General features: G+C 63.7%; 10 protein-coding genes. 5 read left to right on the top strand and 5 right to left on the bottom strand.

Features of this window, described 5'->3' with window-relative positions; genetic code table 11:
* Nucleotides 1–48: 48 nt before the first annotated feature.
* The 3 genes from BFP99_RS23355 to BFP99_RS23345 all read right to left on the bottom strand — a co-directional run bounded on the left by BFP99_RS23355 (nt 49) and on the right by BFP99_RS23345 (nt 15,236).
* The gene (locus tag BFP99_RS23355) at nt 49–1,197 is read right to left on the bottom strand and encodes an integrase core domain-containing protein (RefSeq protein ID WP_065924691.1); all 1,149 of its coding nucleotides are present in this window, start codon (nt 1,195–1,197) and stop codon (nt 49–51) included.
* A gap of 338 nt (nt 1,198–1,535) precedes the next feature.
* Nucleotides 1,536–14,432: a non-ribosomal peptide synthetase gene (locus BFP99_RS23350; RefSeq protein WP_065948331.1), complete on the bottom strand. Its 12,897-nt coding sequence runs from the start codon at nt 14,430–14,432 to the stop codon at nt 1,536–1,538.
* Between the two features lie 51 nt (nt 14,433–14,483).
* A complete protein-coding gene (locus BFP99_RS23345) occupies nt 14,484–15,236 on the bottom strand; it encodes a thioesterase II family protein (RefSeq protein WP_065948330.1) in 753 nt (250 codons plus the stop codon).
* Between the two features lie 302 nt (nt 15,237–15,538).
* Here BFP99_RS23345 and BFP99_RS23340 point away from each other — a divergent pair, with 302 nt between their 5' ends.
* Nucleotides 15,539–16,090 carry an RNA polymerase factor sigma-70 gene (locus BFP99_RS23340; RefSeq protein ID WP_027603895.1) on the top strand — a complete coding sequence of 184 codons (552 nt, stop codon included), beginning with the start codon at nt 15,539–15,541 and terminating at the stop codon, nt 16,088–16,090.
* Nucleotides 16,091–16,346: 256 nt separating this feature from the next.
* On the opposite strand, the gene BFP99_RS23335 is transcribed toward BFP99_RS23340, so the two are convergent.
* Both BFP99_RS23335 and BFP99_RS23330 read right to left on the bottom strand, forming a co-directional pair.
* A complete protein-coding gene (locus BFP99_RS23335; protein WP_065927222.1) occupies nt 16,347–17,135 on the bottom strand; it encodes a substrate-binding periplasmic protein in 789 nt (262 codons plus the stop codon).
* 93 nt (nt 17,136–17,228) lie between these two features.
* Nucleotides 17,229–17,852 (bottom strand): TetR/AcrR family transcriptional regulator, encoded by a 624-nt coding sequence (locus BFP99_RS23330; protein ID WP_065948329.1) that lies wholly within the window; start codon nt 17,850–17,852, stop codon nt 17,229–17,231.
* A 153-nt stretch (nt 17,853–18,005) separates the two neighbouring features.
* Here BFP99_RS23330 and BFP99_RS23325 point away from each other — a divergent pair, with 153 nt between their 5' ends.
* From BFP99_RS23325 to BFP99_RS23310, 4 genes are all read left to right on the top strand, one after another.
* Nucleotides 18,006–19,784 (top strand): acyclic terpene utilization AtuA family protein, encoded by a 1,779-nt coding sequence (locus tag BFP99_RS23325; RefSeq protein ID WP_065948328.1) that lies wholly within the window; start codon nt 18,006–18,008, stop codon nt 19,782–19,784.
* A 101-nt stretch (nt 19,785–19,885) separates the two neighbouring features.
* Entirely contained in the window at nt 19,886–21,502 is a 1,617-nt protein-coding gene (locus tag BFP99_RS23320) for an acyl-CoA carboxylase subunit beta (RefSeq protein WP_065948327.1), read from the top strand.
* A 16-nt stretch (nt 21,503–21,518) separates the two neighbouring features.
* Nucleotides 21,519–22,676 carry a citronellyl-CoA dehydrogenase gene (atuD, locus tag BFP99_RS23315; RefSeq protein WP_065948326.1) on the top strand — a complete coding sequence of 386 codons (1,158 nt, stop codon included), beginning with the start codon at nt 21,519–21,521 and terminating at the stop codon, nt 22,674–22,676.
* Entirely contained in the window at nt 22,673–23,434 is a 762-nt protein-coding gene (locus BFP99_RS23310; protein ID WP_065948325.1) for an enoyl-CoA hydratase/isomerase family protein, read from the top strand. The genes atuD and BFP99_RS23310 overlap by 4 nt, the downstream gene beginning before the upstream one ends.
* The last annotated feature ends 225 nt before the right edge of the window (nt 23,435–23,659 follow it).

Raw genomic sequence — 23,659 nt, 5'->3', positions numbered from 1 at the left:
GGGTGTAGAACCGTAGACATCGTTTACATCTGAAACCGGGGACATCGTTTACACATTTGAGGCCTGGACGCGGGTCATACCTCGTCCAAGCCTCCCCAAGGGATAATCACACAGGTACAAATCCCAAGCTTCATCTTCAGCTTCTTTGAGCCCTATCCTTTCCCCGGACAGCGCCTCGCTGATAAATACCAACTTGCCGTTCCACTTGATCGATCCGTCCTGCCTGACGCTTCGAACTTTCATTTCTGCCGGATATTCCACATCGGGCAAGCATCCTGGATAAATTCGGGTGGACGGCACATACAAGTCTCCCGGACGTTTCATGCCGAGCGCTTCGTGAGGGCGTACGTAATTAAACTCATGCCTGAAATGCTCCAGCAAAAGCTGCTGCTCGACTAAGTTTTTCCCTAAGGGCAACTCAAGTTTCAAGCTACGGTGCATTCGTTCATGGCGACCATTCTGGGCGGGTCTTCCCGGCATGGTTCGCTCGGGATAAATACCCAGCCGAATCCACCAAACTGCCAGTGTGGATATTCTTGCCAGGCCAGGAGAGGCGAACGGTACCCCGTTGTCCGAACGGATAACTTCCGGCATGCCGTACTCCTGAAAAAGCCTCTCAAAGGCCTGTTTTACAGGCTGGGTCATGATCTTGGGATGGGCCCTGCACGCTAAAATCAGCCGCGACGCATGGTCTGTGACGGTCAAAGGGAAGCACATCTGAGCATTAAGCATCTTGAACTGCCCTTTGTAGTCAGCACACCACGTCTTGTTAGGTTCGTCGGCCTTTCGCATTTGTGCGTGGGAAATGCTGTGTCGGCGTTTGAAGCGCCGCTTTTTGACGAGCCCAAGTCGGTCAAGCCATTGACCGGCCGTACTTGGAGAGGGCCAGGTGACGGAGGGATCTTCCAGCCGTAATAGCTCGAGAAGCTTTTTCGGCCCCCATTTATCGTGAGCCTCCTTCATCGCGACTACACGGGCCAAAATCTCGTCGTCGGTTTTATTTGGGCTGTTGTGAGGTCGCCGGGACAGTTCGGATAAAGACCTCAAATCGCCGTCGTGCCGGGCAATCCACTTATCGACGGTAGGTCGGCTAACGTCAAAGCGGCGTGCCAACTGGCTTTTGGTGAAGTTGCCAGAAAGCCAATCAGCTACCAGCTTGATTCTTTGATTCATGGGGGACTCTTGGTTCCAGGGCATGATCAGTTACCTCCTGATCATGCGTATTAGCCTGTAAACCATGTCCCCGGTTAGAAATGTAAACGATGTCCCCGGTTTGTACCGGGGCAAGCCCCCTCCCACATTTTTAACCCAGTACATCAGACAAAAAACCGGTCGGCTCTAAGGCCGCCGCGCTTTGGCTTTTGATCTCAAATCGCCCCGTCAAACACGCTGGCCGAACACAGGCTTTGGGCATGGCGGCCCACGCTCCAAAGCCGGAGTGAGGGCACACCGAGCCTAGGCGAGATGCCGAGTGTTGAGGCACAGACCACTGAACGTTGTGTAGATACCGATGAGGCCCTCAACCCCAGCGAAAATTATAGCCCCTCCAACTCCGCCATCAAATCACTCAACCGATCCACCTTCTCCGCACTGATCTCATTGGCCGCCAGCCCCTCGATGTACGCGGCCAACTCCGCCACCGTGCTGCATTCGAACATCGCACGCAGCGGCACATCCCGCTGCAGGGTCTTCTGCACGCGCGAAGCAATCTGCGTGGCCAGCAACGAGTGGCCGCCCAGTTCGAAGAAGTTGTCCTGCACGCCGACCCTGTCGACTTTCAGCACCTCGGCCCAGATCGCGGCCAAGGTGTTTTCCAGTTCGTTGCGTGGTGCCAGGTAGTCCTGGCTGTGCAACTGGCCGATCTCCAGTTCCGGCAGGGCCTTGCGGTCGAGTTTGCCGTTGGCGTTGAGCGGCAGGCGCTCGAGCCATAGCCAGTGCAGCGGCACCATGTACTCCGGCAGTTCGGCGCGCAGGCGTTGCTTGATGCGGTCCAGGCGTTCGCCCGGATTCAGCCTCTCATCGGCGGCCACCAGGTAACCCACCAGATGCTTGCCGTTGACGCCTTCCTGCACGCCCACTGCCGCGTCGCGCACTTGCGGATGTTCGTGCAGGCGCGCTTCGATTTCACCCAGCTCGATGCGGTAGCCGCGAATCTTCACCTGATGGTCGATACGCCCGACGTACTCCAGCACGCCATCGCTGCGCCGCCGTGCCAGGTCGCCGGTGCGGTACAGGCGCTCTCCCGGTGCGCCGAACGGGTTCGGCACAAACACCTGGGCGGTGCGCAGCGGATCGCTGACATACCCACGGCCCACCCCGGTGCCGGCCACGCACAACTCACCGACCGCCCCCTGGGGCACCAATTCCAGCGCGCCATCCACCACGTACAAACGGTTATTGTCCGTCGGCGTACCAATCGGCAGGTAAGTGCCACGGGTAGACGCCAGGTCGACGCGGAAGAACGCCACATCGTCCGAACATTCCGCCGGGCCGTAGGCGTTGACCAGGCCGATCTCCGGGTAACGCAACAACCACTGGTGCGCCAGCTCCGGCGGCATCGCTTCACCGGTCGGCAGCATCCAGCGCAAACCGTCCAGGTTGATGCGATCCTGGGCAAGCATGCCCTGGATCAGCGACGGCACGCTTTCCAGCACGGTGATGCCGTGTGCCTGCACATGGGCCAGCAAGCCCTGCGGATCGTGGGCGATGCTGTTCGGCACGATATCCACCCGTGCGCCGAACAGCGGCGCGGCGAGGAATTGCCACACGGAAATATCGAAGCTTTGCGAGGCGGTCTGGGCGATCACATCCGCTGGCGTCAGGTCCATATACGGCACCTTGCTCAATTGGTTATTGAGCATGCCGCGCTGTTCGACCATTACGCCTTTGGGCAAGCCGGTGGAGCCCGAGGTGTAGATCACGTAGGCAAGGTTGTCCGGGCCGCTGTAGATGCCCGGATTTTCCCCACGGGCAGGCACGTCCTCCCACACCAGCAACTGGCAGTCGACGCCGTCCAGCAGCTCGATGGCCTGCTCGCGGCACGCCTCGGTGCAGACCAGCAACGGTGTGCGACTCAGGTCGATGATGCGGCTCAGGCGCGGGCGTGGCAGGCCCGGGTCCAACGGCAGGTAACCGGCACCGGCCTTGAAGCTGCCGATGATCATGCCCAGCAGGTCGAGGTTACGCTCGGCCAGCAACGCCACCGGTTGGTCCAGGCCGACGCCCGCCGCAATCAATGCATGACCCAGGCCGTTACTGCGCCGGTTCAGCTCGTCATAGGTCCATTGCCGGTCCAGGCAACGGGCGGCGATGCGCTGCGGATGCGCGCTCACTTGGGCTTCGAACAACTCGATATAGCTGCGTTCCAGCGGGTAGGCGTGTTCGCTCTGGTTGCAGCCGTCCAACAGGAACGCGCGTTCCTGTTCGCCCATCAGTGGCAGGTCGGCCATGTCACCATGGAAGCCCTGCACCAGCGCCAGCAGCAGGCGCTTGAATTCACCGAGCATGCCCTGCACGGTGGTTTCATCGAAGTAACGCTGGTCGTAGGACAGGTGCAGGCCGAGGTCATCCCCCGGGTAGCACACGGCGGTCAGCGGGAAATTGGTGTGGGTGCGGCCGGAGTCCGAGGTGGCATTCAGGCTGTGGGCGCGGTCCAGCACCGAGACTTCCACCGGGGCGTTTTCGAACACGAACAGGCTGTCGAACAGCGGCTGGCCCTTGGGCAGTTCGCTGTGTTCCTGGATCGTCACCAGCGGCAGGTATTCGTACTCGCGCAGTTGCATATTGCTGTCGAGCAACGCGTTCAACCACTGGCGTACGCTGCAACGCTGATCGTCTTCGGGCAGCTTCACCCGCAGCGCGATGCTGTTGATAAACAGGCCGACGGTGCGTTGCATCTCGGGCATTTCCACCGGGCGCCCGGCCACGGTGACGCCGAACAGCACGTCACGCTCGCCACTCAAGCGTCGCAGCACCAAGGCCCAGGCCGCCTGGGCAAAGGTGTTGACGGTGAGTTGATGGGCCTGGGCCAGTTCGCGAAGTTGCGCACCGTCACGGGCGTCGAGGCGGGTGTAGCAGTCACCCACCACCATCCCGCCACTGTGGCCGGCATGTTCGCGCAGGAACGGCCGGTCGCTGGGGATCGGCGTGGTGCGCTCGAACCCTTGCAGGTTCTGCTGCCACCACTGGCGTGCTTCGGCCAGGTTCTGGCGTTGCAGCCAGGCGATGTAGTCGCGGTAGCGCGGCGGCGTGGCCAGCTGCACCTGACGGCCTTCGCCAAGGGCCATGTAGATATCGAAGAAGTCATTCATCAGCAGCGAGCGGCACCAGGCATCGATCAGGATGTGGTGGTTGCTCATCATGAACCAGTAGCGCGCTTCACCGACGCGGATCAGGCGCAGGTGGAACGGCGCCTGGTTGAGCAGATCGAAACCGGCTTCGCGTTCGGCCTTGAGCAGCGCTTGCAGGCGCGGTTCCTGTTCACTTTCCTGGTCGGCACTCCAATCCAGGTACTCGATCGGCGTGCTGCCCGGCTTGTGGATCACTTGCAGCATGTCTTCGCCGACGTTCCAGCAGAACGAGGCGCGCAAGGCTTCGTGGCGAGCGATCACCGCTTGCCAGGCCTGGGCGAAACGCTCGGGGTCCAGAGCGCTGTTGATGCGGTAGCGGTCCTGCATGTAGTAGAGGCCGGTGCCCGGTTCCAGCAGGGTGTGCAGCAGCAGGCCCTCTTGCATCGGGGTCAGCGGGTACACGTCTTCGATGGCGCTGGCCGGTACCGGCAAGCTGTCGAGTTGCGACTGGCTCAAGTGCGCCAGGGGGAAGTCGGACGGCGTGAGGCCGCCGGCGTTGTCCTCCAGGCAATGGGCGACCAACGCATGCAGTTCGGCCAGGTAGGCCTGCGCCAGGTCCTGGATGGCCTGTGGGTCGTGGCGTTCGCGGCTGAAGGTCCAGCGCAGCACCAGTTCGCCGCCGTACACCTGGCTGTCCACACTCAGTTCGTTGGGCAGCGGCGCATCCGGGTCATGGGCCAGGCCCGCCGATTCGTCCAGTGGGTGGAACAGTGCATCGGCGCCGAAGCTTTGGTCGAACTGGCCAAGGTAGTTAAAGGTGATCTGCGCACTCGGCAAGGCGGCCATGCTCTGTTTGCACAGGTCATCGGCGAGGTAACGCAGCACGCCATAGCCCAAACCTTTATGGGGCACCGCACGCAGCTGTTCCTTGATCGCCTTGATCGAATCGCCCTGCCCGGTTTGCGGGGTCAGGCGCAGCGGGTAAGCGCTGGTGAACCAGCCGACGCTGCGGGTCAGGTCGATGTCGTCGAACAGGCTTTCGCGGCCATGGCCTTCGAGCTGGATCAGCGCCGACCCGTGCCCGCTCCAGCGGCACAGCACACGGGCCAGGGCGGTCAGCAGCAGGTCGTTGACCTGGGTGCGGTAGGCGCTCGGCGCCTGTTGCAGCAACTGGCGGGTGTGTTCGGCACCCAGGCGCACGCTGACGGTATCGGCATCACGGTTGCGCAGCGAACCGTGCGGGCGGGCCACGGGCAATGCCGCGTCAGAGCCGGCCAACCGGTCCTGCCACAGGCTCAGTTCTTCACGCAGGGATTCGCTGCCGGCATACGCCTGCAAGCGCGCGGCCCAATCGCGCAGGGCGCTGGTCTTGGCCGGCAGGCTGACGGACTGGCCGTCGCTGAGCTGGCGGTAAACGTTTTGCAGGTCTTCGAGCAACACGCGCCACGACACACCGTCCACCACCAGGTGATGGATCGCGATCAGCAAGCGTTGCTGGCCTTGGGGGCCATCCACCAGCAAGGCGCGCACCAGCGGGCCGTGTTGCAGGTCGAGGCTGCGCTGGGTGTCTGTGAACAGCGCGGTGCACTGTTGCATGTCGCGCACTTGCGCCTGCATCAGCACGCCGCCTTTCGGCACGGCCAGGTGTTCGGCATGCCATTGCGCATCGCGCCGGGTAAAGCTCAGGCGCAGGGCGTCGTGGTGTTCGAGTACCGCCAGCAGCGCTTGCTCCAGGCGATGAGGCTCGAGCAGTTGCAGCGGCTTGAGCACCAGCGCCTGGTTCCAGTGCTGGCGCGCGGGGATATCGGTGTCAAAGAACCAGTGCTGGATCGGTGTAAGGCCCGAAGCGCCGGTGAGCACGCCTTGCTCGGCGCTGACCTGCTCGGAGCGCGTGGCCACCCCGGCCAGGGTTTGCACGGTCTGGTGCTGGAACAGGTCGCGAGGGCTGAAATGAATCCCCGCCTGCCGCGCGCGGCTGACCACCTGGATCGACAGGATCGAATCGCCGCCCAGTTCAAAGAAGTTATCGTCGAGGCCGACTTGCTGCACGTTCAACACCGCGCACCAGATCGCTGCCAAGGTGCTTTCCAGCTCGTTGCGCGGCGCCACGTACTGTTGCCGATTGGCCTCGGGATCGGGTTGCGGCAGGGCGCGGCGGTCGAGCTTGCCGTTGGCGGTCAGCGGCATGCTGTCGAGTACGATCAGGTGCGCGGGCACCATGTAGTCCGGCAGTTGCGCCTTGAGATGGGCCTTGAGCGCCTCACGCAAGGTGCCGTGGTCGGCGTCGCTGACCAGGTACGCCACCAGTTGCTTGCCACTCGGCGAATCCAGCGCCAGCACCACCGCTTCGCGCACGGCTGCGTGCTCCAGCAGGCGGGTTTCGATCTCGCCCAGTTCGATACGGAAACCGCGAATCTTCACCTGGTGATCGATACGCCCCAGGTACTCCACCAGGCCATCGGCGCGCTGACGCACCAGGTCGCCGGTGCGATACAGGCGACCGCCCTGGCGGGCAAACGGGTCGGCGACAAACCGTTCGGCCGTCATCCCCGGACGTTCGTGGTAACCCTGGGCCAGACCGGCGCCGCCCACATACAACTCGCCGGTCGCGCCTTGCGGCACCAAGGCCAGGTCGGCGTCGAGAATATAGGCCACGCGGTCGCCGATGATGCTGCCGATCGGCACGCTGGCGGCGCCCTCTTCCAACTGCTGCGGCGCCAGGCTGGCCAGGGGCATGACCACGGTTTCGGTCGGCCCATAGGCATTGAAAAACACCTCGGGCTGGAACGCCGCGCGGATACGCTGCAAGTGTTCGCCGGTCAGCGCTTCGCCGCCGGTGATGCACATGCGCACCGGCAAGGTCTGGTGCTGGGTCGCAAGCCACTGCGCCAACTGGCTGCCGTAGCTCGGGGTAAAACCAAGGATGGTGATGCCATGGGTACGGATCAGCCCGCAGATTTCCTCGGCATCCCACTGGCCCTGGGCGCGCAGGACCACCTGGGCACCGCTGAGCAGCGGCACCAGCAAACGCTCGGTGGCGGCGTCGAAGTTGATCGAATAGAAATGCAGCTCGCAATCGTCCGGGCGCATGCCGAAGCGCTCGATCACGGCCTGGCAATGCATGGCGATTTCACCGTGGGACACCACCACACCCTTGGGTTTACCGGTGGAACCGGAGGTGTAGATCAGGTAGGCCTGATGTTGCGGCAAACTGATAAACGGCAGCTCGCCGGCCGGGTAATTGGCCAGCACCGGCAAGTCATCTTCCAGGCACCAGCAGGCCACGCTCGCCGGCAATTCGCCAAGGGCGTCGAACATCGCCGCATCGCTGAGCAACAGGCCGATGCCGCTGTCTTCGATCATGTAGTGCAGGCGGTCCAGCGGGTATTCCGGGTCCAGCGGCACATAGGCGCCACCGGCCTTGAGGATCGCCAGCAGGCCGATGACCATTTCCAGCGAGCGCGGCAGCGCCAGGCCGACCCGCACCTGCGGGCCCACGCCGCGCTCGCGCAGCATCCAGGCCAGGCGGTTGGCGCGGGCGTCGAGTTCAGCGTAGGTGAGGGTCACACCGGCAAAGGTCAGCGCCGGGGCATCGCCACGCTTGAGCGCCTGCTGGCTGAACAGTTGCTGGAGGCACTGGTCGAGACGATGCTCGCCCGCCTCCACTCCCAGGCTGTCCTGCAACGCGCGTTGCTCGGTGGCGCTCAGCAACGGCAGTTCGCTGAGGCGTTGTTGCGGGTTGGCGATCAACGCTTCGAGCAGGTTGCGCCAATGCTCGGCCATGCGCGCGATGCGCGGTTCATCGAACAAATCGGTGCTGTAGGTCAGGCAGCAACCCAGGCGGTGGTCGAGGTCGGTGACTTCCAGGTTGAGGTCGAACTTGGTCGCGCGAGCATCGTTGGCCAGGTATTCGACGGTCATGCCGGCCAGTTGGCGGCTCTGCTGGAATTCCCAGCGCTGCACGTTGCACATCACCTGGAACAACGGGTTGTACGCCGCGCTGCGTGGCGGTTGCAGGGCCTCCACCAGATGGTCGAACGGCAGGTCCTGATGGGACTGGCCTTCGATCACGGTGTGACGGACCTGCTCGAACAGCTCGGCAACACTCATCTGCCCCGTGAGCTGGCAACGCAGCACCTGGGTGTTGAGGAACGCGCCGATCAGCCCTTCGCTTTCAGGGCGAATGCGGTTGGCCACCGGCGCGCCGATACGCAGGTCGGTCTGGCCGCTGTAGCGGTAGAGCAGCACGGCCAGGGTGGCGGTCATGGTCATGAACAGGGTCAGGCCACGTTCGGCGTTGAAGGCACGCACACGGGCGGCCAGATCGTCGCTGAGGTCGAAGCGGTACAGCTCGCCCCGGTGACTTTGCACCGGTGGCCGTGGGCGGTCGCCGGGCAATTCGAGCAGTGGGTGTTCGTTGCCCAGTTGCGCGGTCCAGTAGTCCAATTGGCGTTGGCGTTCGCCGGACTCCAGCCACTGGCGTTGCCACACGCTGTAATCCAGGTACTGCACCGGCAACGGCGCCAGCGGCGACAGGCGCTCATCGATAAAGGCTTCGTACAGCGCGCTGAGTTCACGGGCAAAGATGTCCATGGCCCAGCCTTCGGTGACGATATGGTGCAGGGTCAGCACCAGGTAGTGCTCCCGCTCACCGGCCTTGACCAGGCACGCACGCAGCAGTGGCCCGGTTTCCAGGTTGAACGGGGTGTGCGCCTCGTGGTCGGCCAGTTGCTGCAAACGCTGCTCGCGCTCGCCTTCGTTCAACGCCGACATATCCTGCCAGTCCATGCGCAGGCCGGTCTGCGCCGAGACCTTTTGATAGGCCACGCCGTCGACACTCGGGAATGTAGTGCGCAGGGTTTCGTGGCGCATGATCAAGGCCTGCAACGCCGCCTCGAAACGCCCCACATCCAGCACGCCACGCAGGCGCGCCATGCCGCCGACGTTGTAGGCCGGGCTGTCCGGTTCCATCTGCCAGAGGAACCACATGCGCTGCTGGGAATACGACAACGGCACCGGCAGGCTGCGGTCGACGGTGGCGATTGCGGTTTGCTGGTTGCGTTGGCCGCTGGCCTGGATCAGGCCGACTTGCTCGGCAAAAGCGCCCAGTTCGCTGGCTTCGAACAAGGTGCGCAACGGCAGCTCGACGTCGCAGGCCTGGCGGGTGCGGGAGATGATTTGCGTGGCCAGCAGCGAGTGGCCGCCGAGGGCGAAAAAGTCATCGCGCAGGCCGATTGTTGCCAAGCCGAGTACTTCGCGCCAGATCGCTGCAATCTGCTGCTGCAACGGTGTTTCGGGCTCGATGTGTTCGCGGGTTTGCCACACCGGCGCCGGCAATGCGCGACGGTCGAGCTTGCCGCTGGGGCTCAGGGGCATCGCGTCCAGGCGCATCAGTTGCGCGGGCACCATGTACTCCGGCAGCTCGGCGGCCAGGGCGGCTTTGACGTCCTGTTCGTCGAGGGCGGCATGGGCGGTGTAGTAACCGATCAACTGCGCGTCACGCACCAGCACCACGGCCTGGGCGACACCGTCCAGGGCCAGCAGGCGCGCTTCGATTTCTTCCGGCTCCACCCGGAAGCCACGCAGCTTGACCTGCTGATCGAGACGGCCGAGGTATTCGAGCACGCCATCGGCGCTCCAGCGTGCGCGGTCACCGGTGCGATACAGGCGCGCGCCCGCCTCGCCCAGCGGGTCGGCGACAAAGCGCTCAGCGGTCAAACCGGCACGCCCAAGGTAACCGCGCGCCAGGCCGATGCCGCCAATGCACAGTTCGCCCGGCACACCGGCCGGCAACGGGTTGAGCTGCTCGTCCAGCACGCGGCAGATCACATTGCCCAGCGGCCGGCCAATCGGCGAGCGCTCGCCATCCTCGGCGCGGCACTGCCAGTGGGTGACGTTGATCGCGGTCTCGGTCGGGCCATAGCGGTTGTGCAATTGCACCGCCGGCAACTGCGCCAATACGCGATTGCGCAACTCGGCGGGCAAGGCTTCGCCACCAGAGAACAGGCGACGCAGGCTGGTGCACTCGGGCACCAGCGGTTCGTCGATAAACAGCTGCAACAGCGGCGGCACAAAGTGCAGCGTGGTCACGCCGTGCGCCTGCACCAACTGCGCGATGCGGTGCGGATCGCGGTGCTCGCCAGGACCGGCCAGCACCAGGCGGCAACCGGTGATCAACGGCCAGAAGCATTCCCACACCGACACGTCGAAACTGATCGGTGCCTTTTGCATCAGCACGTCGCTGTCATTGAGTTGATAGGTGGCCTGCATCCACTGCAAGCGCTCGGCCAGGGCCGCATGGGTATTGCCCACGCCCTTGGGCTGGCCGGTGGAGCCGGAGGTGTAGATCACATAGGCGAGGTTGTCGCCATCGAGGTGCAGGCCGGGCGGCTGGGTCGGCCAGCTGTCGAGGTGCAGGCTGTCCATGGCAATCACGCACACGCCTTCGGCACTCGGTACGCGGTCCAGCAATGCGGTCTGGGTCAACAGCAGGTGCACGCCGCTGTCCTTGAGCATGTAGGCCAGGCGCTCGGCAGGGTAATCCGGGTCCAGCGGCACATAGGCGCCACCGGCCTTGATGATCGCCAGCAGGCCCACCAGCAACTGCGGCGAACGCTCGGCGGCGATGGCTACGCACACGTCCGGGCCGACGCCTTTGTCGCGCAGGTAATGGGCCAGGCGGTTGGCCTGGGTGTGCAGTTGGGCGAAGGTCAGGCTGCCGTCCTGCCAAACCAGCGCGGTGTTGTCCGAGGTGTGCTGGTTGAGCAGTTCGGGCAGCCATTGTTGAGCGGGTGCGCACGGCGCCTGGCACCACGTTTGCTGTTCATCCTGCTGCATCAGCTGGATGTCGCCGAGGGCTTGCTGCGGTTGCTCACAGACCGCTTGCAACAGGTGGATGAAGTGCTCGGCCAGGCGCTGGATGGTCGCAGTGTCGAACAGTTCATCGGCGTAGTCGAAGGACAGGCTCAGGCGCCCGTTGCGGTCTTCTTCGCTGTGCAGCTGCAGGTCGAACTTGGCTTCGCGGCTGTGCCAGGGCAGCTCGTCGGCGAGCATGCCCGGCAGGCGGCGCAAGGCGCTGAGGTCACGTTGCTGGTGGTTGAACATGACCTGGAACAGGCCTTGTTCGCGGGCTTGCGGGAAGGCTTCCAGCAGTTGCTCGAAGGGCAGGTCCTGATGGGCCTGGGCGCCCAATGCAGTCTGGCGGGTGGCGGCCAGCAGCTCAGTGAAAGGCCGGCGCCCGTCCAGCTCGGCCCGCAGCACCAGGGTGTTGATAAAGAAGCCGATCAGGCCTTGGGTTTCCTGGCGCGGGCGGTTGGCGTTGGGCACGCCGATGCGGATATCGCGCTGGCCGCTGTAGCGGTAGAGCAAGGTCTGGAACGCCGCCAGCAACAGCATGAACGGCGTGGACTCGTGGGTCTGGGCGGTCTGGCGAATCGCCTCGCTGAGGCTGACACTCAGGCGCACACTATGGCGCGACGCACTGTGGCGTTGCCGGGCCGCACGCGGGTGGTCGGTGGCCAGGCTCAGGGTCGGATGCTCGTCGCCCAACTGCGCTTTCCAGTACGCCAGTTGGCGCTGGCCTTCACCGTCGGCCAGCCATTGGCGCTGCCAGCTGCCGTAGTCGGCGTACTGCAAGGCCAGTGGCGGCAACACCAGGGCCTGGCCCTGGCTTGCGGCGGCGTACAGGCGCGAGAACTCGTCGATGAGGATATTCAACGACCAGCCATCGGCGATGATGTGGTGCAGGGTCACCAGCAACTGGTGATCGTCCTCGTCCAGGCGCACCAGGGTCACCCACAGCAGAGGGCCTTTTTCCAGGTCGAACAGAGTGTGGGCTTCATCCTCACGGATCTGTTGTGCGCGGGCTTCACGCTCGGCGACGGGCAAGTCGCTGAGATCGATAACCTGCAGGTCGAAATCACTGTTGGCCTCCACACGCTGGAAGCCCTGGCCATCGCGCTCATAGAAGCGGGTGCGCAAGGCTTCGTGGCGCTGGATCAGGTGCTGGAAGCTCGAGCGCAGCGCGTCTTCATCCAGCTCGCCACGCAGGCGCAGGGCGCCGGGGATGGTGTAGGCGCTGCTTTGCGGGTCCAGTTGCCAGGTGATCCACAGGCGGTTCTGGGCCAGGGATTGGGGCAGTTCGTCCTGGCGCGACAACGGGCGGATCGCACCTTGGGCAATGCCGCCGTCCTGTTGCAGTTGCGCCACGCCGGCGGCGAACCCGGACAGCGTCGGCGCCTCGAACAGCAGGCGCAGGTTCAGCTCCAGGCCGAGGGTTTCCCGCAGGCGCGCCACCACCTGAGTGGCGGTGATGGAGTTGCCGCCGAGCAGGAAGAAGTGGTCATCGGCCGCCACCGTGGCAACCTGCAACTGCTCGCACCAGATCGCGGCGATCCGGCTTTGCAGTTCGGATTCCAGCACAACAGCGCTCGCCTGGGCGTGCAGATCGGGGAACTGCGCGTAGCAGTCGAGGCTGCCGTCGGCCTGCCGAAGCGCGCACGCCGCACGCTGCACCTTGCCGCTTGAGGTCTTGGGCAGGCCGCCGGGGTTGAGTAGCACCACCACGCACGGCGCTTCTTGATAGGCCTCGGCCACGGCTTGGCGGATGGCTTTGATCAGCGCTTCAGGCGGCAGGATCTTCTGCACGCTGCGGCTGATTTCCGCGGCGATACCGATGCCTTCCAGGCCGTTGTCATTCACCGCAAACGCCGCGACCCGGCCCTTGCGCACCACTTCCACTTCACGCTCGATGGTCTGTTCGATGTCCTGGGGGTACAGGTTATGACCGCGCACGATCAGCAGGTCTTTCAGGCGACCGGTGATGTACACCTCGCCCTCGCGGATAAAGCCCAGGTCACCGGTGCGCAGCCAGGTACGGCCGGCATGCTGCACGAAGGTCTTGGCGCTGGCCTCCGGGTTGCGCCAGTAGCCGTGGGCGATGCTCGGGCCGCTGGCCCAGAGTTCGCCGACGCAGTTGTCGGCCAGCTCGCTCAGTGTGTGCGGGTCGGCGATCAGCACCGCGTGTTCCGGCTGGGAGGTGCCGCAACTCATGATCGCACTGCCCTGCCCCGGCTCGGCGCGGTTGGCGGCCAGGGCCTGCTCGTCGACGCGCAGCGCCGGGATGCCATGGCCACGCCGGCCGCCGGCGACAAACAGGGTGGCTTCGGCCAGGCCGTAGGAGGCGAAGAAACTATCCGAGGTAAACCCGCAGGCGGCGAACTTCTCGGCGAAGCGCTCGAGGGTATCGAGGCGGATCGGTTCGGAGCCGGAATAGGCCACGCGCCAGTTGCTCAAGTCCAGGCGTTCCAGGGCCGACTCACTGACCCGCTCGCTGCACAGGCGGTAGGCGAAATCCGGCCCGCCGCTGATGGTGCCGCGGTATTCGCTGATCGCTTCGAGCCAGCGCAGCGGCCGGCCGAGGAAATAGGCCGGCGACATCAATACGCACGGCACGCCGCTGAAAATCGGTTGCAGCAGGCCACCGATCAGGCCCATGTCGTGGTACAGCGGCAGCCAGCTGACGATCACGTCGTCAGGGTTCAGGTCGATGCCAAAGCCGCGCCGGATCAGCACTTCGTTGGCCACCAGGTTGCCGTGGCTGACTTGCACGCCCTTGGGCAACGCGGTGGAGCCGGAGGTGTATTGCAGGAAGGCGATGTCGTCGGGGTGCAGGTCGGGGGCGCTCCAGGCGCTGGCGATCTGTGCGTCGAGGGTGTCGACACTCAGCACCGGCGGCGCGTTTTCGATCTGCGCGAGGCCATCGGCCAGGCTGGCGATGGTCAGCAACAGACGCGGTTCGGCGTCACCGATAATCGACAGCAAACGCTCCTGGTGATGACGGCGGGTGGACTCCGGCGGATAGGCCGGCACCGCGATCACCCCGGCGTACAGGCAGCCGAAGAACGCCGCGACGTAGTCCGGGCCACTGGGGAACAGCAGCACCGCACGGTCGCCCTGTGCCGCATTGGCCTGGAGGGCGGCGGCGATGGTGCGGGCGCGTTGGTCCAGGTCACGGTAACTGAGTACCACGTTGTGCTCGGCCGACTCGGCGAGGAAGCGCAGGGCGACCTGGTCCGGGGCCTGGGCGGCGCGACGTTGAAGGGACTCGACCAGGGTGCGGGGAAGTTCGAAGGCGTCCATCATGGGGTTCCTGCCTGAAATCGGCTTACGGGAAATTCGGGAATGGGAGAGCGATCAGCCGGCGGCGCATTGCCGCGCCGCGCCAATGCGCCAGCGGGCCAGGTGTTCGTCGGCATAGCGCCGCACGCAGCGCAATACGGCGTTTTCGTGCTGGATAAGGAAGAAGTGGTGGCCGTCGAACATGTCCAGGGAAAAACCGCTGGCGGCATCGAGCTGCCAGTCGAGCAACTGGTCGGCGCGCACGCTGTCCTGCTTGCCGCCGAACACATGGATCGGCAGGTCCAGCGGCTTGCGCTCGCCGTAGGTGAAGCTGCCGCACAGCAGGAAGTCGGCACGCAGGATCGGCAGCATCAACTGCATCAGCTCGGGATTGGCCAGGGCTTCTTCGGCGGTGCCTTGCAGTTCGCGCAGGCGGGCGATCAGTTGCGCGTCGGTCTTTTCGATGGCGTATTCGCTGACATCGCGGCGAGCCGGACCGGCCGTGCCGGAGGCGAACAGCGCCAGCGGCGCAGGGACATTTCGTGCGTTTAACGCGTGGGCCAATTCAAAGGCCAGCAGGCCGCCGAGACTATGGCCGAACAACGCGTAAGGGCCGCTCAAGTCGCGACTGATTTCCTCCGCGAGCTGCGCCGCCAAGGCCTTGATATCGCGCTGCAGGGGCTCGTCCATGCGCATGCCCCGCCCAGGCAGTTCCAGCGGACACACCTGCAACCACTCCGGCAACGTGCGGCGCCAACGTGCGTAAACCATGGCGCTGGCGCCCGAATAGGGCAGGCAGAACAGGCGCAGTCGAGTCGGCGTAGTCATCCAGCGACGACTCCAAACTGAAACACGCTGTGTGCACGATAAAAACCCATGTCGTCCTCCTGCGGGTGCTGATCCTTGGCCGCTTGACTAGCGACCCTGTCACCCAGAAGAACGGACGGCACCGGCAAATAATTAGTCGCCGGGTACCTGCGAGACGTGGTTCACACCAAACAAGAAAGCATAAGATTAGTTCGCCTTCTCATTTGACAATCATTATCATTCAGCATAATTTGTTGCCCGATGTGTAGGAGGCCTCAGCAAGGACGCCCTCCCCTAACCTCTTTTGCGACAAGGTGATTTCCATGACGGAACAAGTATCCACAGGCAGGTGCGACTCACCACTTCTCCAGGCATTTGTCGACAATCGACTGATTCTGGTGAAGATTGCGGCACGTATTACCGGGTGCCGCTCCCGCGCCGAGGATGTAGTGCAGGATGCCTACTTCCGCCTGCAATCGGCGCCGACGATCACGTCATCGTTCAAGGCCCAACTGAGTTATCTGTTCCAGATCGTGCGCAACCTGGCGATCGATCACTACCGCAAGCAGGCCCTGGAACTCAAATATTCCGGGACGGAAGAGGAAGGCTTGAATGTGGTCATTCACGGCGCTTCACCGGAAACCTCCCACATCAATTTCAACACCCTGGAAAACATCGCCGACGCCCTGACGGAGTTGCCCCAGCGCACCCGCTACGCGTTCGAGATGTACCGCCTGCACGGTGTGCCGCAAAAGGACATTGCCAAGGAACTGGGGGTTTCACCGACGTTGGTGAACTTCATGATTCGCGATGCGCTGGTGCACTGCCGCAAGGTGTCCGGCAACCATAGCGATACGTTTGCACGGCGGGTGTGATTGAGGTGAAAGGGCTTGTTGTGGTGAGCGGGCAAGCCCTAATGCCAGTCAGTTAAGCGTACATCGCCTCCTGTAGGAGCGAGCTTGCTCGCGAAAAACGTCAACGATAACGCGTGCTTCCTGAATGAACGCGGCGCCTGTGAGTTTTTCGCGAGCAAGCTCGCTCCTACAAAAAGCCTTAACTGACTGGCATTAGGGCAAGCCCCGCTCACCACAACCAAAACCCGAACCACAGCCGCACTCATCCGAGCCAAGATCAGGGCACAGGCATCACATCAATACGATACGGCTCGAAAATCTTCAGCATCTCGCCGCTATCGCGCAGTCGCTTGAGCAACCCCGAAAACGCCTCGCCCGTGATCGGCGCCTTGGGCCGCAGCAACGCGTAGTGGTGATAGACCTGGTCGATGCGCTCCGAGACCAGGAACTGCCCGGCCATATCCGCATTGCGCACCATGAAGTCACTCAGGTACGAACGGGTTACCAAGGCGATGTCCGCACGCCCGCGCGCAACCATCAGCAGGTTGCTGTCATGGGAATAGGTCAAGGTGGCGTTGAAGTGCTCGGCCAAGTACTTGGGGTCGGGGTTGAAGTTGGCAAAGGCGTAGTGATAGCCGCTGAACACCGCCAGGCGTTTCCCGGCAAGGTCGGCGAAATAGTCCTGGCCTCGACCGGGCTCACGCTGGGCGACGAAGATTTCCGCGTCTTCCAGGCCCATGTCGATGCTGGTGTGGGCAACCTTCTGCCAGCCCCAATCGGGATTTTCGAAGATGGCCATGTCGATACGGCCTTGTTCGAAATCACGAAAACGCCGAGGGATGGAGGTGGGTACCAGCACAAACTGGTAGTCGGTTTGCGAGGCGTTCAGGGCCTCCACCAGTTGCGGCAACAGACCGGTGTCGGCGCCTTGCTCCGGGCGCACGGTGTAGGGCGGAAAATGCGCCGCGCCGATGCGCACCAGTTGCGCAGCCGAAGCCGGCAACCACGCTGCGGTGCCGAGTGCCCATAAAGTAAGTCCTGCAGCCAACCGCCATGGCGAAAACATCAAGGCACACACCGTTCAATACATCGATGTCGATAAGCTAGGCGTTTTTGTCCAGCTAGACAACTTTCCACCGGCAAATTAATAGCTTGCGCCTCAATCGGCCTTCAAAACCATCAACAAGGCTTCTTCGGCCAATTGCTCCAGGGTCAGGTTGCCCTCGGCGCGAAACCAGGTGGTGGTCCAGGACAAGGCCCCGGTGAGGAAGCGTCGCGCAATAAACACATCGCCCTTGATGTAACCTGCCGCCTTGGCCTCGCCCAACACCTGCAGCCAAATGTCTTCATACACATCGCGCAGCGCCAGCACCTGGGCCTGGGCGTCGGCCGAGAGCGAACGCCATTCATACACCAGCACCGCCATGGCCTCGCCGCTGCCACCCATGATCGACTGCAATTCGCAGCGAATCAGCGCCAGCACACGTTCACGTACGGTGTTCGCCTCCTCGAGCGAGGCACGCATCAAGGCCGTGTTGTAGTGGATGGTTTCCTCCATCACCGCACGCAGGATCTCGTCCTTGCTCTTGAAGTGATGAAAGATACTGCCGGACTGGATGCCCACGGCACTGGCCAGGTCACGCACGGTGGTGCGTTCAAAGCCCTTGTTGCGAAACAGGTGCGCCGCGGTTTGCAGCAACTTGCCCCGGGCACTGTCGGGGTCGGTCAATTGGCCGCCGTCGACCATGGTGCGCATCACCCGCAGGGCTTTGTGCTCATCCATGCTGCTCTCCTCTACTTCTACTGACGTCTTGGCCGGCAATTTAGGCCGTGCCAGTCACCCAAGCAAGCGCTTGGGCAAAACTTGTGACCGGAGTTTACAAACCAAGCGCTTGCTTGGTAGTCTCGTTACCAGCCATTCGAGGAAGGATTTCTCATGAGCAAGACGGTTCGTATCGGCTGCGCCAGCGCCTTCTGGGGTGACACCTGCAGCGCCGCCGCGCAGTTGGTGCACGGCGGCAAGCTGAACTACCTGGTGTTCGACTACCTGGCGGAAGTCACGATGTCGATCCTCGCCGGTGCACGGATGAAAGATCCCCAGGCCGGCTACGCCACGGATTTCGTCGAGGTGCTCACACCGCTGCTGGCCGAGATCCAGCGCCAGGGCATCCGCGTGATCAGCAATGCCGGCGGCATCCACCCCCAGGCCTGCGCCGCCGCCCTGCAAGCTGCCTGCGATAAAGCCCAGGTGCCGTTGAAAATCGCCGTGCTGCTGGGCGATGACCTGCACCCCCGGCTCAAGCACCTGCACGGCATCACCGACATGTTCAACGGCGCGCCGCTGCCGCCCCTGTGCGTATCGGCCAATGCCTACCTCGGCGCACCGGGCATTGCCCAGGCGCTGCAACTGGGCGCGGACATCGTCATCACCGGCCGGGTGGTCGACAGCTCGGTGGTCAGCGCGGCGCTGGTGCATGAGTTCGGTTGGTCGTGGCAGGACTATGACCGCCTGGCCCAGGCCGCGCTGGCCGGGCATATCATCGAATGCGGCGCGCAGTGTACCGGTGGCAACTTCACCGACTGGCGCGACGTGCCCGACTACGAGCACATCGGCTTCCCCATCGTCGAAGTCAATGCCGATGGCCAGTTCACGGTCAATAAAGTCGAGGGCAGCGGTGGCCTGATCAGCGAACTGAGCGTGGCCGAACAACTGCTGTATGAAATCGGCGACCCTCACGCGTATCTGCTGCCCGATGTGATCTGCGATTTCAGCCAGGTGAAGCTGCAGCAGCAAGGCAAAAACTGCGTACGCCTGCACGGCGCCAAGGGGTTGCCGCCAACGCACCAGTACAAGGTCAGCGCCACGTACCCGGAAGGCTTTCGCTGCACCGCCAGTTGCCTGATCGCCGGGATAGACGCGGTGGCCAAGGCCGAGCGGGTCAGCCAGGCGATCATCAACAAGACCTCGGAACTGTTCAGCCAGCGCGGCTGGGCGCCCTACACCGACGTAAATATCGAACTGCTGGGCAGCGAAGCGACGTATGGCCCCCGCGCCCTGCGCCACGACTGCCGCGAGGTGGTGGTCAAGCTGGCGGTGCGCCACCCGAGCAAACCGGCGCTGGTGCTGTTCGCCCGCGAGATCGCCCAGGCGGCCACGGGCATGGCGCCGGGGCTGACCGGGATTGTCGGCGGGCGGCCGACGGTGTACTCGCTGATCCGCTTGTTCTCGTTCCTGATCGATAAGGCCGCCTGCGAGGTGGTAGTCGACTTCCAGGGCCAACGCCACGTCTGCACGCTGCCCATCGCCGACGCGCCGATCCTGCCTGCCGCCCCGATGGATCCGCCCAAACCCCAAGGCCGCGCCGACGCCAGCGTGGCGTTGGTGAAACTCGCCGTGGCACGCTCCGGCGACAAGGGCAACCACAGCAATATCGGGGTCATCGCCCGCGCCCCCGAGTACCTGCCGTGGATTGCCGAAGCGCTGACGCCAGAGGTGCTCGTCGACTGGATGGGCCACGTGCTCGACCCCGTGCACGGCCGCGTAGAACGCTGGTATTTGCCCGGCAGCCACAGCCTCAATTTCCTGCTGGAAAACGCCCTGGGCGGCGGCGGCATCGCCAGCCTGCGCATCGACCCCCAGGGCAAGGCCTTCGCCCAGCAGCTGTTGGAAATCCCCATCGCTGTGCCGCAACACATCGCCGATCAACTCACGTAACGGAGCATTGCCGTGGCCTTCGACTCGATCTTCAAAGCCGGCCTGTTCCTGGGTCACACCGTGATCGTCAGCGGCCGCGACACAAGGCGGAGCAATAAACCATGCCGCTGATTGACAGCCTGATCGATCCCCACAGCCCGCAGTTCGCCCAGAACCGCGCCGCCATGCTGGCAGGCATCCAACACCTGCGCCAGTTGGAACAGACCCTGCTGAGCAAGGCCGAGGAGGCCAGGCCCAAGTTCGAAAAACGTGGCCAACTGCTGCCCCGCGAGCGCCTCAACCTGCTGCTGGACCCTGGCGCGCCGTTCCTGGAACTGGCGAGCCTGGCCGGCTACAAGCTGCATGATGACAAGGACGGCAGCGCCGCCGGCGGTGGGCTGATCGCCGGCATCGGCTACGTCAGCGGCGTGCGCATGCTGGTGGTGGCCAATAACAGCGCGATCAAGGGCGGCACCGTTTCGCCCTCCGGCCTGAAAAAATCCCTGCGCCTGCAACAGATCGCCATGGACAACAAACTGCCAGTGGTGACCCTCGCCGAAAGCGGTGGCGCCAACCTCAACTATGCCGCGGAGATTTTCGTCGAAGGCGCGCGCAGCTTTGCCAACCAGGCGCGCATGTCGGCCATTGGCTTGCCGCAGATCACCGTGGTGCACGGCTCGGCCACGGCGGGGGGCGCGTACCAGCCAGGACTGTCGGATTACGTGGTGGTGGTGCGCGGCAAGGCCAAGCTGTTCCTTGCCGGCCCGCCGCTGCTCAAGGCGGCGACCGGTGAAGTCGCCACCGATGAAGAATTGGGCGGCGCCGAAATGCATGCACAGATCGCCGGCACTGCCGAATACCTGGCGGAAAATGACGCCGATGGCGTGCGCATCGTGCGTGAAATCGTCAGCCTGTTGCCCTGGGATGAGCGCCTGCCGTTGACGCCCAAACGCACTTACGCCGAGCCGCTGTACCCCATCGACGACCTGCTGGGGCTGATCCCCGCTGACCCGAAAAAGCCCTACGACGTGCGCGAAATCCTCGCGCGCCTGGCCGACGGTTCGCAGTTCCTCGAGTTCAAGGCAGCGTTCGACGCCCATACCGTCTGCGGCCATCTGCACATCCAGGGCCGCGCGGTCGGCGTGATCGGCAACAACGGCCCGATCACGCCCAAGGGCGCGAGCAAGGCGGCGCAGTTTATCCAGCTGTGTGACCAGAGCCGCACACCGCTGCTGTTCCTGCACAACACCACCGGCTTCATGGTGGGTACCGAAGCGGAGCAGCAAGGGGTGATCAAGCATGGCGCGAAGATGATCCAGGCGGTGGCCAACGCACGGGTGCCTAAACTCACGGTGGTGGTCGGTGGCTCCTACGGCGCCGGCAACTATGCAATGTGCGGTCGCGGCCTGGACCCGCGGTTTATCTTCGCCTGGCCCAACAGCCGCACGGCGGTGATGGGCGGTGCCCAGGCGGGCAAGGTGCTGCGGATCGTCACCGAGGCCAAGCAGCTGAAAGACGGCCTGGTGCCGGATCCCAAGGTGCTGGACATGCTCGAACAGGTCACCGCGCAAAAACTCGACAGCCAGTCCACCGCCCTCTATGGCAGCGCGAACCTGTGGGATGACGGGCTGATAGACCCACGGGATACCCGTACCTTACTCGGCTTTCTGCTGGACATCTGTCACGAGGCCGACGTCCGCGAGTTGCAGCCCAACAGCTTCGGCATCGCGCGCTTCTAACCGGAGAACAAGAACAATGATCTTCACCCAGGAACATCAGGAACTGCGCCGCACCGTCCGTGCCTTCGTCGACCGCGAGATCAACCCCCATGTGGACGCATGGGAAAAGGCCGGGCACTTCCCCATCCACGACATCTTCCGCAAGGCCGGCGACCTCGGCTTGCTGGGGATTTCCAAACCGGAGCAATTCGGCGGCATGGGCCTGGACTACAGCTACTCGATCGTCGCCGCCGAAGAGTTCGGCACCATCCGCTGCGGCGGCATACCCATGTCCATCGGCGTGCAGACCGATATGTGCACCCCCGCCCTCGCCCGCTTCGGTTCCGATGAATTGCGCGACGAATTCCTGCGCCCGGCCATCAGCGGCGAGCAGGTCGGTTGCATCGGTGTCTCGGAAACCGGCGCCGGCTCCGACGTAGCCGGGCTCAAGACCCATGCGCGCAAGGACGGCGACGACTATGTGATCAACGGCAGCAAAATGTGGATCACCAACTCGCCCAGCGCCGACTTTATCTGCCTGTTGGCCAACACCTCCGACGACAAGCCGCATATCAACAAGTCGCTGATCATGGTGCCGATGAACACCCCAGGGATCAGCGTCAGCCCGCCCCTGGAAAAACTCGGCATGCACAGCTCCGAGACCGCCCAGGTGTTCTTCGACGGCGTGCGCGTACCCCAGCGCAATCGCATCGGCCATGAAGGCGCGGGTTTCATGATGCAGATGCTGCAGTTCCAGGAGGAACGCCTGTTTGGCGCGGCCAATATGATCAAGGGCCTGGAGTATTGCATCGACAGTACCGTCGAGTACTGCAAGGAACGCCAGACCTTCGGCAAGGCGCTGATCGACAACCAGGTGATTCACTTTCGCCTGGCCGAACTGGCCACCGAAATCGAATGCCTGCGCGCACTGGTCTACCAGGCCACCGAACAGTACATCAAGGGCCAGGACGTGACCCGCCTGGCCTCCATGGCCAAGCTCAAGGCCGGGCGCCTTGGCCGCGAAGTCAGCGACAGTTGCCTGCAGTACTGGGGCGGCATGGGATTCATGTGGGACAACCCGGTGGCCCGCGCTTATCGCGATGTGCGCCTGGTGTCGATTGGCGGCGGTGCCGATGAAATCATGCTGGGCATCATCTGCAAGTTGATGGGCACTTTGCCGGGGAAAAAGCCATGAATACCCTGCTGCTCGAACCCCACAACGGCGTGTTGCACATCACCCTCAACCGGCCCGAATGCCGCAATGCCATGAGCCTGGAAATGGTCAACGAACTGCGCGCGGTGCTGGCCGGGTTGGACAGCCAGGTGCGCGCCGTGGTGATCAGCGGCGCAGGCGGGCATTTTTGCGCCGGTGCCGATGTGAAGGACCTGGTCAGCGCCGGCGATCAATTGCAGGCCCTGAACCGGGCCTTCGGCACGTTGCTGCAAGCGGTGGAAGCCGTGTCGCAAGTGGTCATCGTGGTGCTGCAAGGCGCGGTGCTGGGCGGCGGGTTTGGCCTGGCCTGCGTGAGTGACATCGCGATTGCCGATCACCAGGCGCAGTTCGGTTTGCCGGAGACCAGCCTGGGGTTGCTGCCGGCACAGATTGCGCCGTTTGTGGCCAAGCGTATCGGCCTGACCCAGGCGCGGCGACTGGCGCTGACGGCGGCGCGGTTCGATGGGTTGGAAGCTCAACGGCTGGGGCTGGTGCACTTCACCGAGACCGACCCGCAGGCGTTGGCGGAGCGTCTGGATGAGGTGCTGGGGCAGGTGCTGCGCTGCGCGCCGGGCGCCAACGCGCGTACCAAGGCGCTGTTGCTGGCCAGCGTGGAGCAGCCCTTGGGGCCGCTGCTGGACCAGGCGGCGCAGTGGTTTGCCGAGGCGGTGACCAGTGCGGAAGGGATTGAGGGGACGCAGGCGTTTGTGCAGAAGAGAAAGCCCAGGTGGTGCAAGTGACGCCCGCTGAGCATGGGTATCTACACAATTTTCTGTGGTCTGTGGCGAGGGCGCTTGCTGCCGTGGCGGCCTTCGGGCCGACCATGTCGTTGGCTTTGAGCGAGTACATATCCGTTGCTGCGGTCACGGCCGCTATGGGTTCCGCCCTTACGGCGGGTCACTTTGGAAAAGCCCCAAAGTAACCAAAAGGCTCTTGCCCCACCACTCGGTACCTCGCCTAGGCTC

The organism is Pseudomonas sp. 1 R 17, from assembly GCF_900067035.1.
In the GTDB taxonomy this organism is placed as follows: Bacteria; Pseudomonadota; Gammaproteobacteria; order Pseudomonadales; family Pseudomonadaceae; genus Aquipseudomonas; species Aquipseudomonas marginalis.
This window is presented reverse-complemented; position numbering and strand designations above follow the sequence as displayed.

Bases quoted from the DNA above. Each gene is read 5' to 3' on its own strand.
- BFP99_RS23325 (WP_065948328.1), top strand. From the start codon at position 18,006: ATGAGCAAGACGGTTCGTATCGGCTGCGCCAGCGCCTTCTGGGGTGAC.
- BFP99_RS23310 (WP_065948325.1), top strand. From the start codon at position 22,673: ATGAATACCCTGCTGCTCGAACCCCACAACGGCGTGTTGCACATCACC.
- BFP99_RS23345 (WP_065948330.1), bottom strand. From the start codon at position 15,236: ATGACTACGCCGACTCGACTGCGCCTGTTCTGCCTGCCCTATTCGGGC.
- BFP99_RS23320 (WP_065948327.1), top strand. From the start codon at position 19,886: ATGCCGCTGATTGACAGCCTGATCGATCCCCACAGCCCGCAGTTCGCC.
- BFP99_RS23335 (WP_065927222.1), bottom strand. From the start codon at position 17,135: ATGTTTTCGCCATGGCGGTTGGCTGCAGGACTTACTTTATGGGCACTC.
- BFP99_RS23350 (WP_065948331.1), bottom strand. From the start codon at position 14,432: ATGATGGACGCCTTCGAACTTCCCCGCACCCTGGTCGAGTCCCTTCAA.
- atuD (WP_065948326.1), top strand. From the start codon at position 21,519: ATGATCTTCACCCAGGAACATCAGGAACTGCGCCGCACCGTCCGTGCC.
- BFP99_RS23355 (WP_065924691.1), bottom strand. From the start codon at position 1,197: ATGCCCTGGAACCAAGAGTCCCCCATGAATCAAAGAATCAAGCTGGTA.
- BFP99_RS23330 (WP_065948329.1), bottom strand. From the start codon at position 17,852: ATGGATGAGCACAAAGCCCTGCGGGTGATGCGCACCATGGTCGACGGC.
- BFP99_RS23340 (WP_027603895.1), top strand. From the start codon at position 15,539: ATGACGGAACAAGTATCCACAGGCAGGTGCGACTCACCACTTCTCCAG.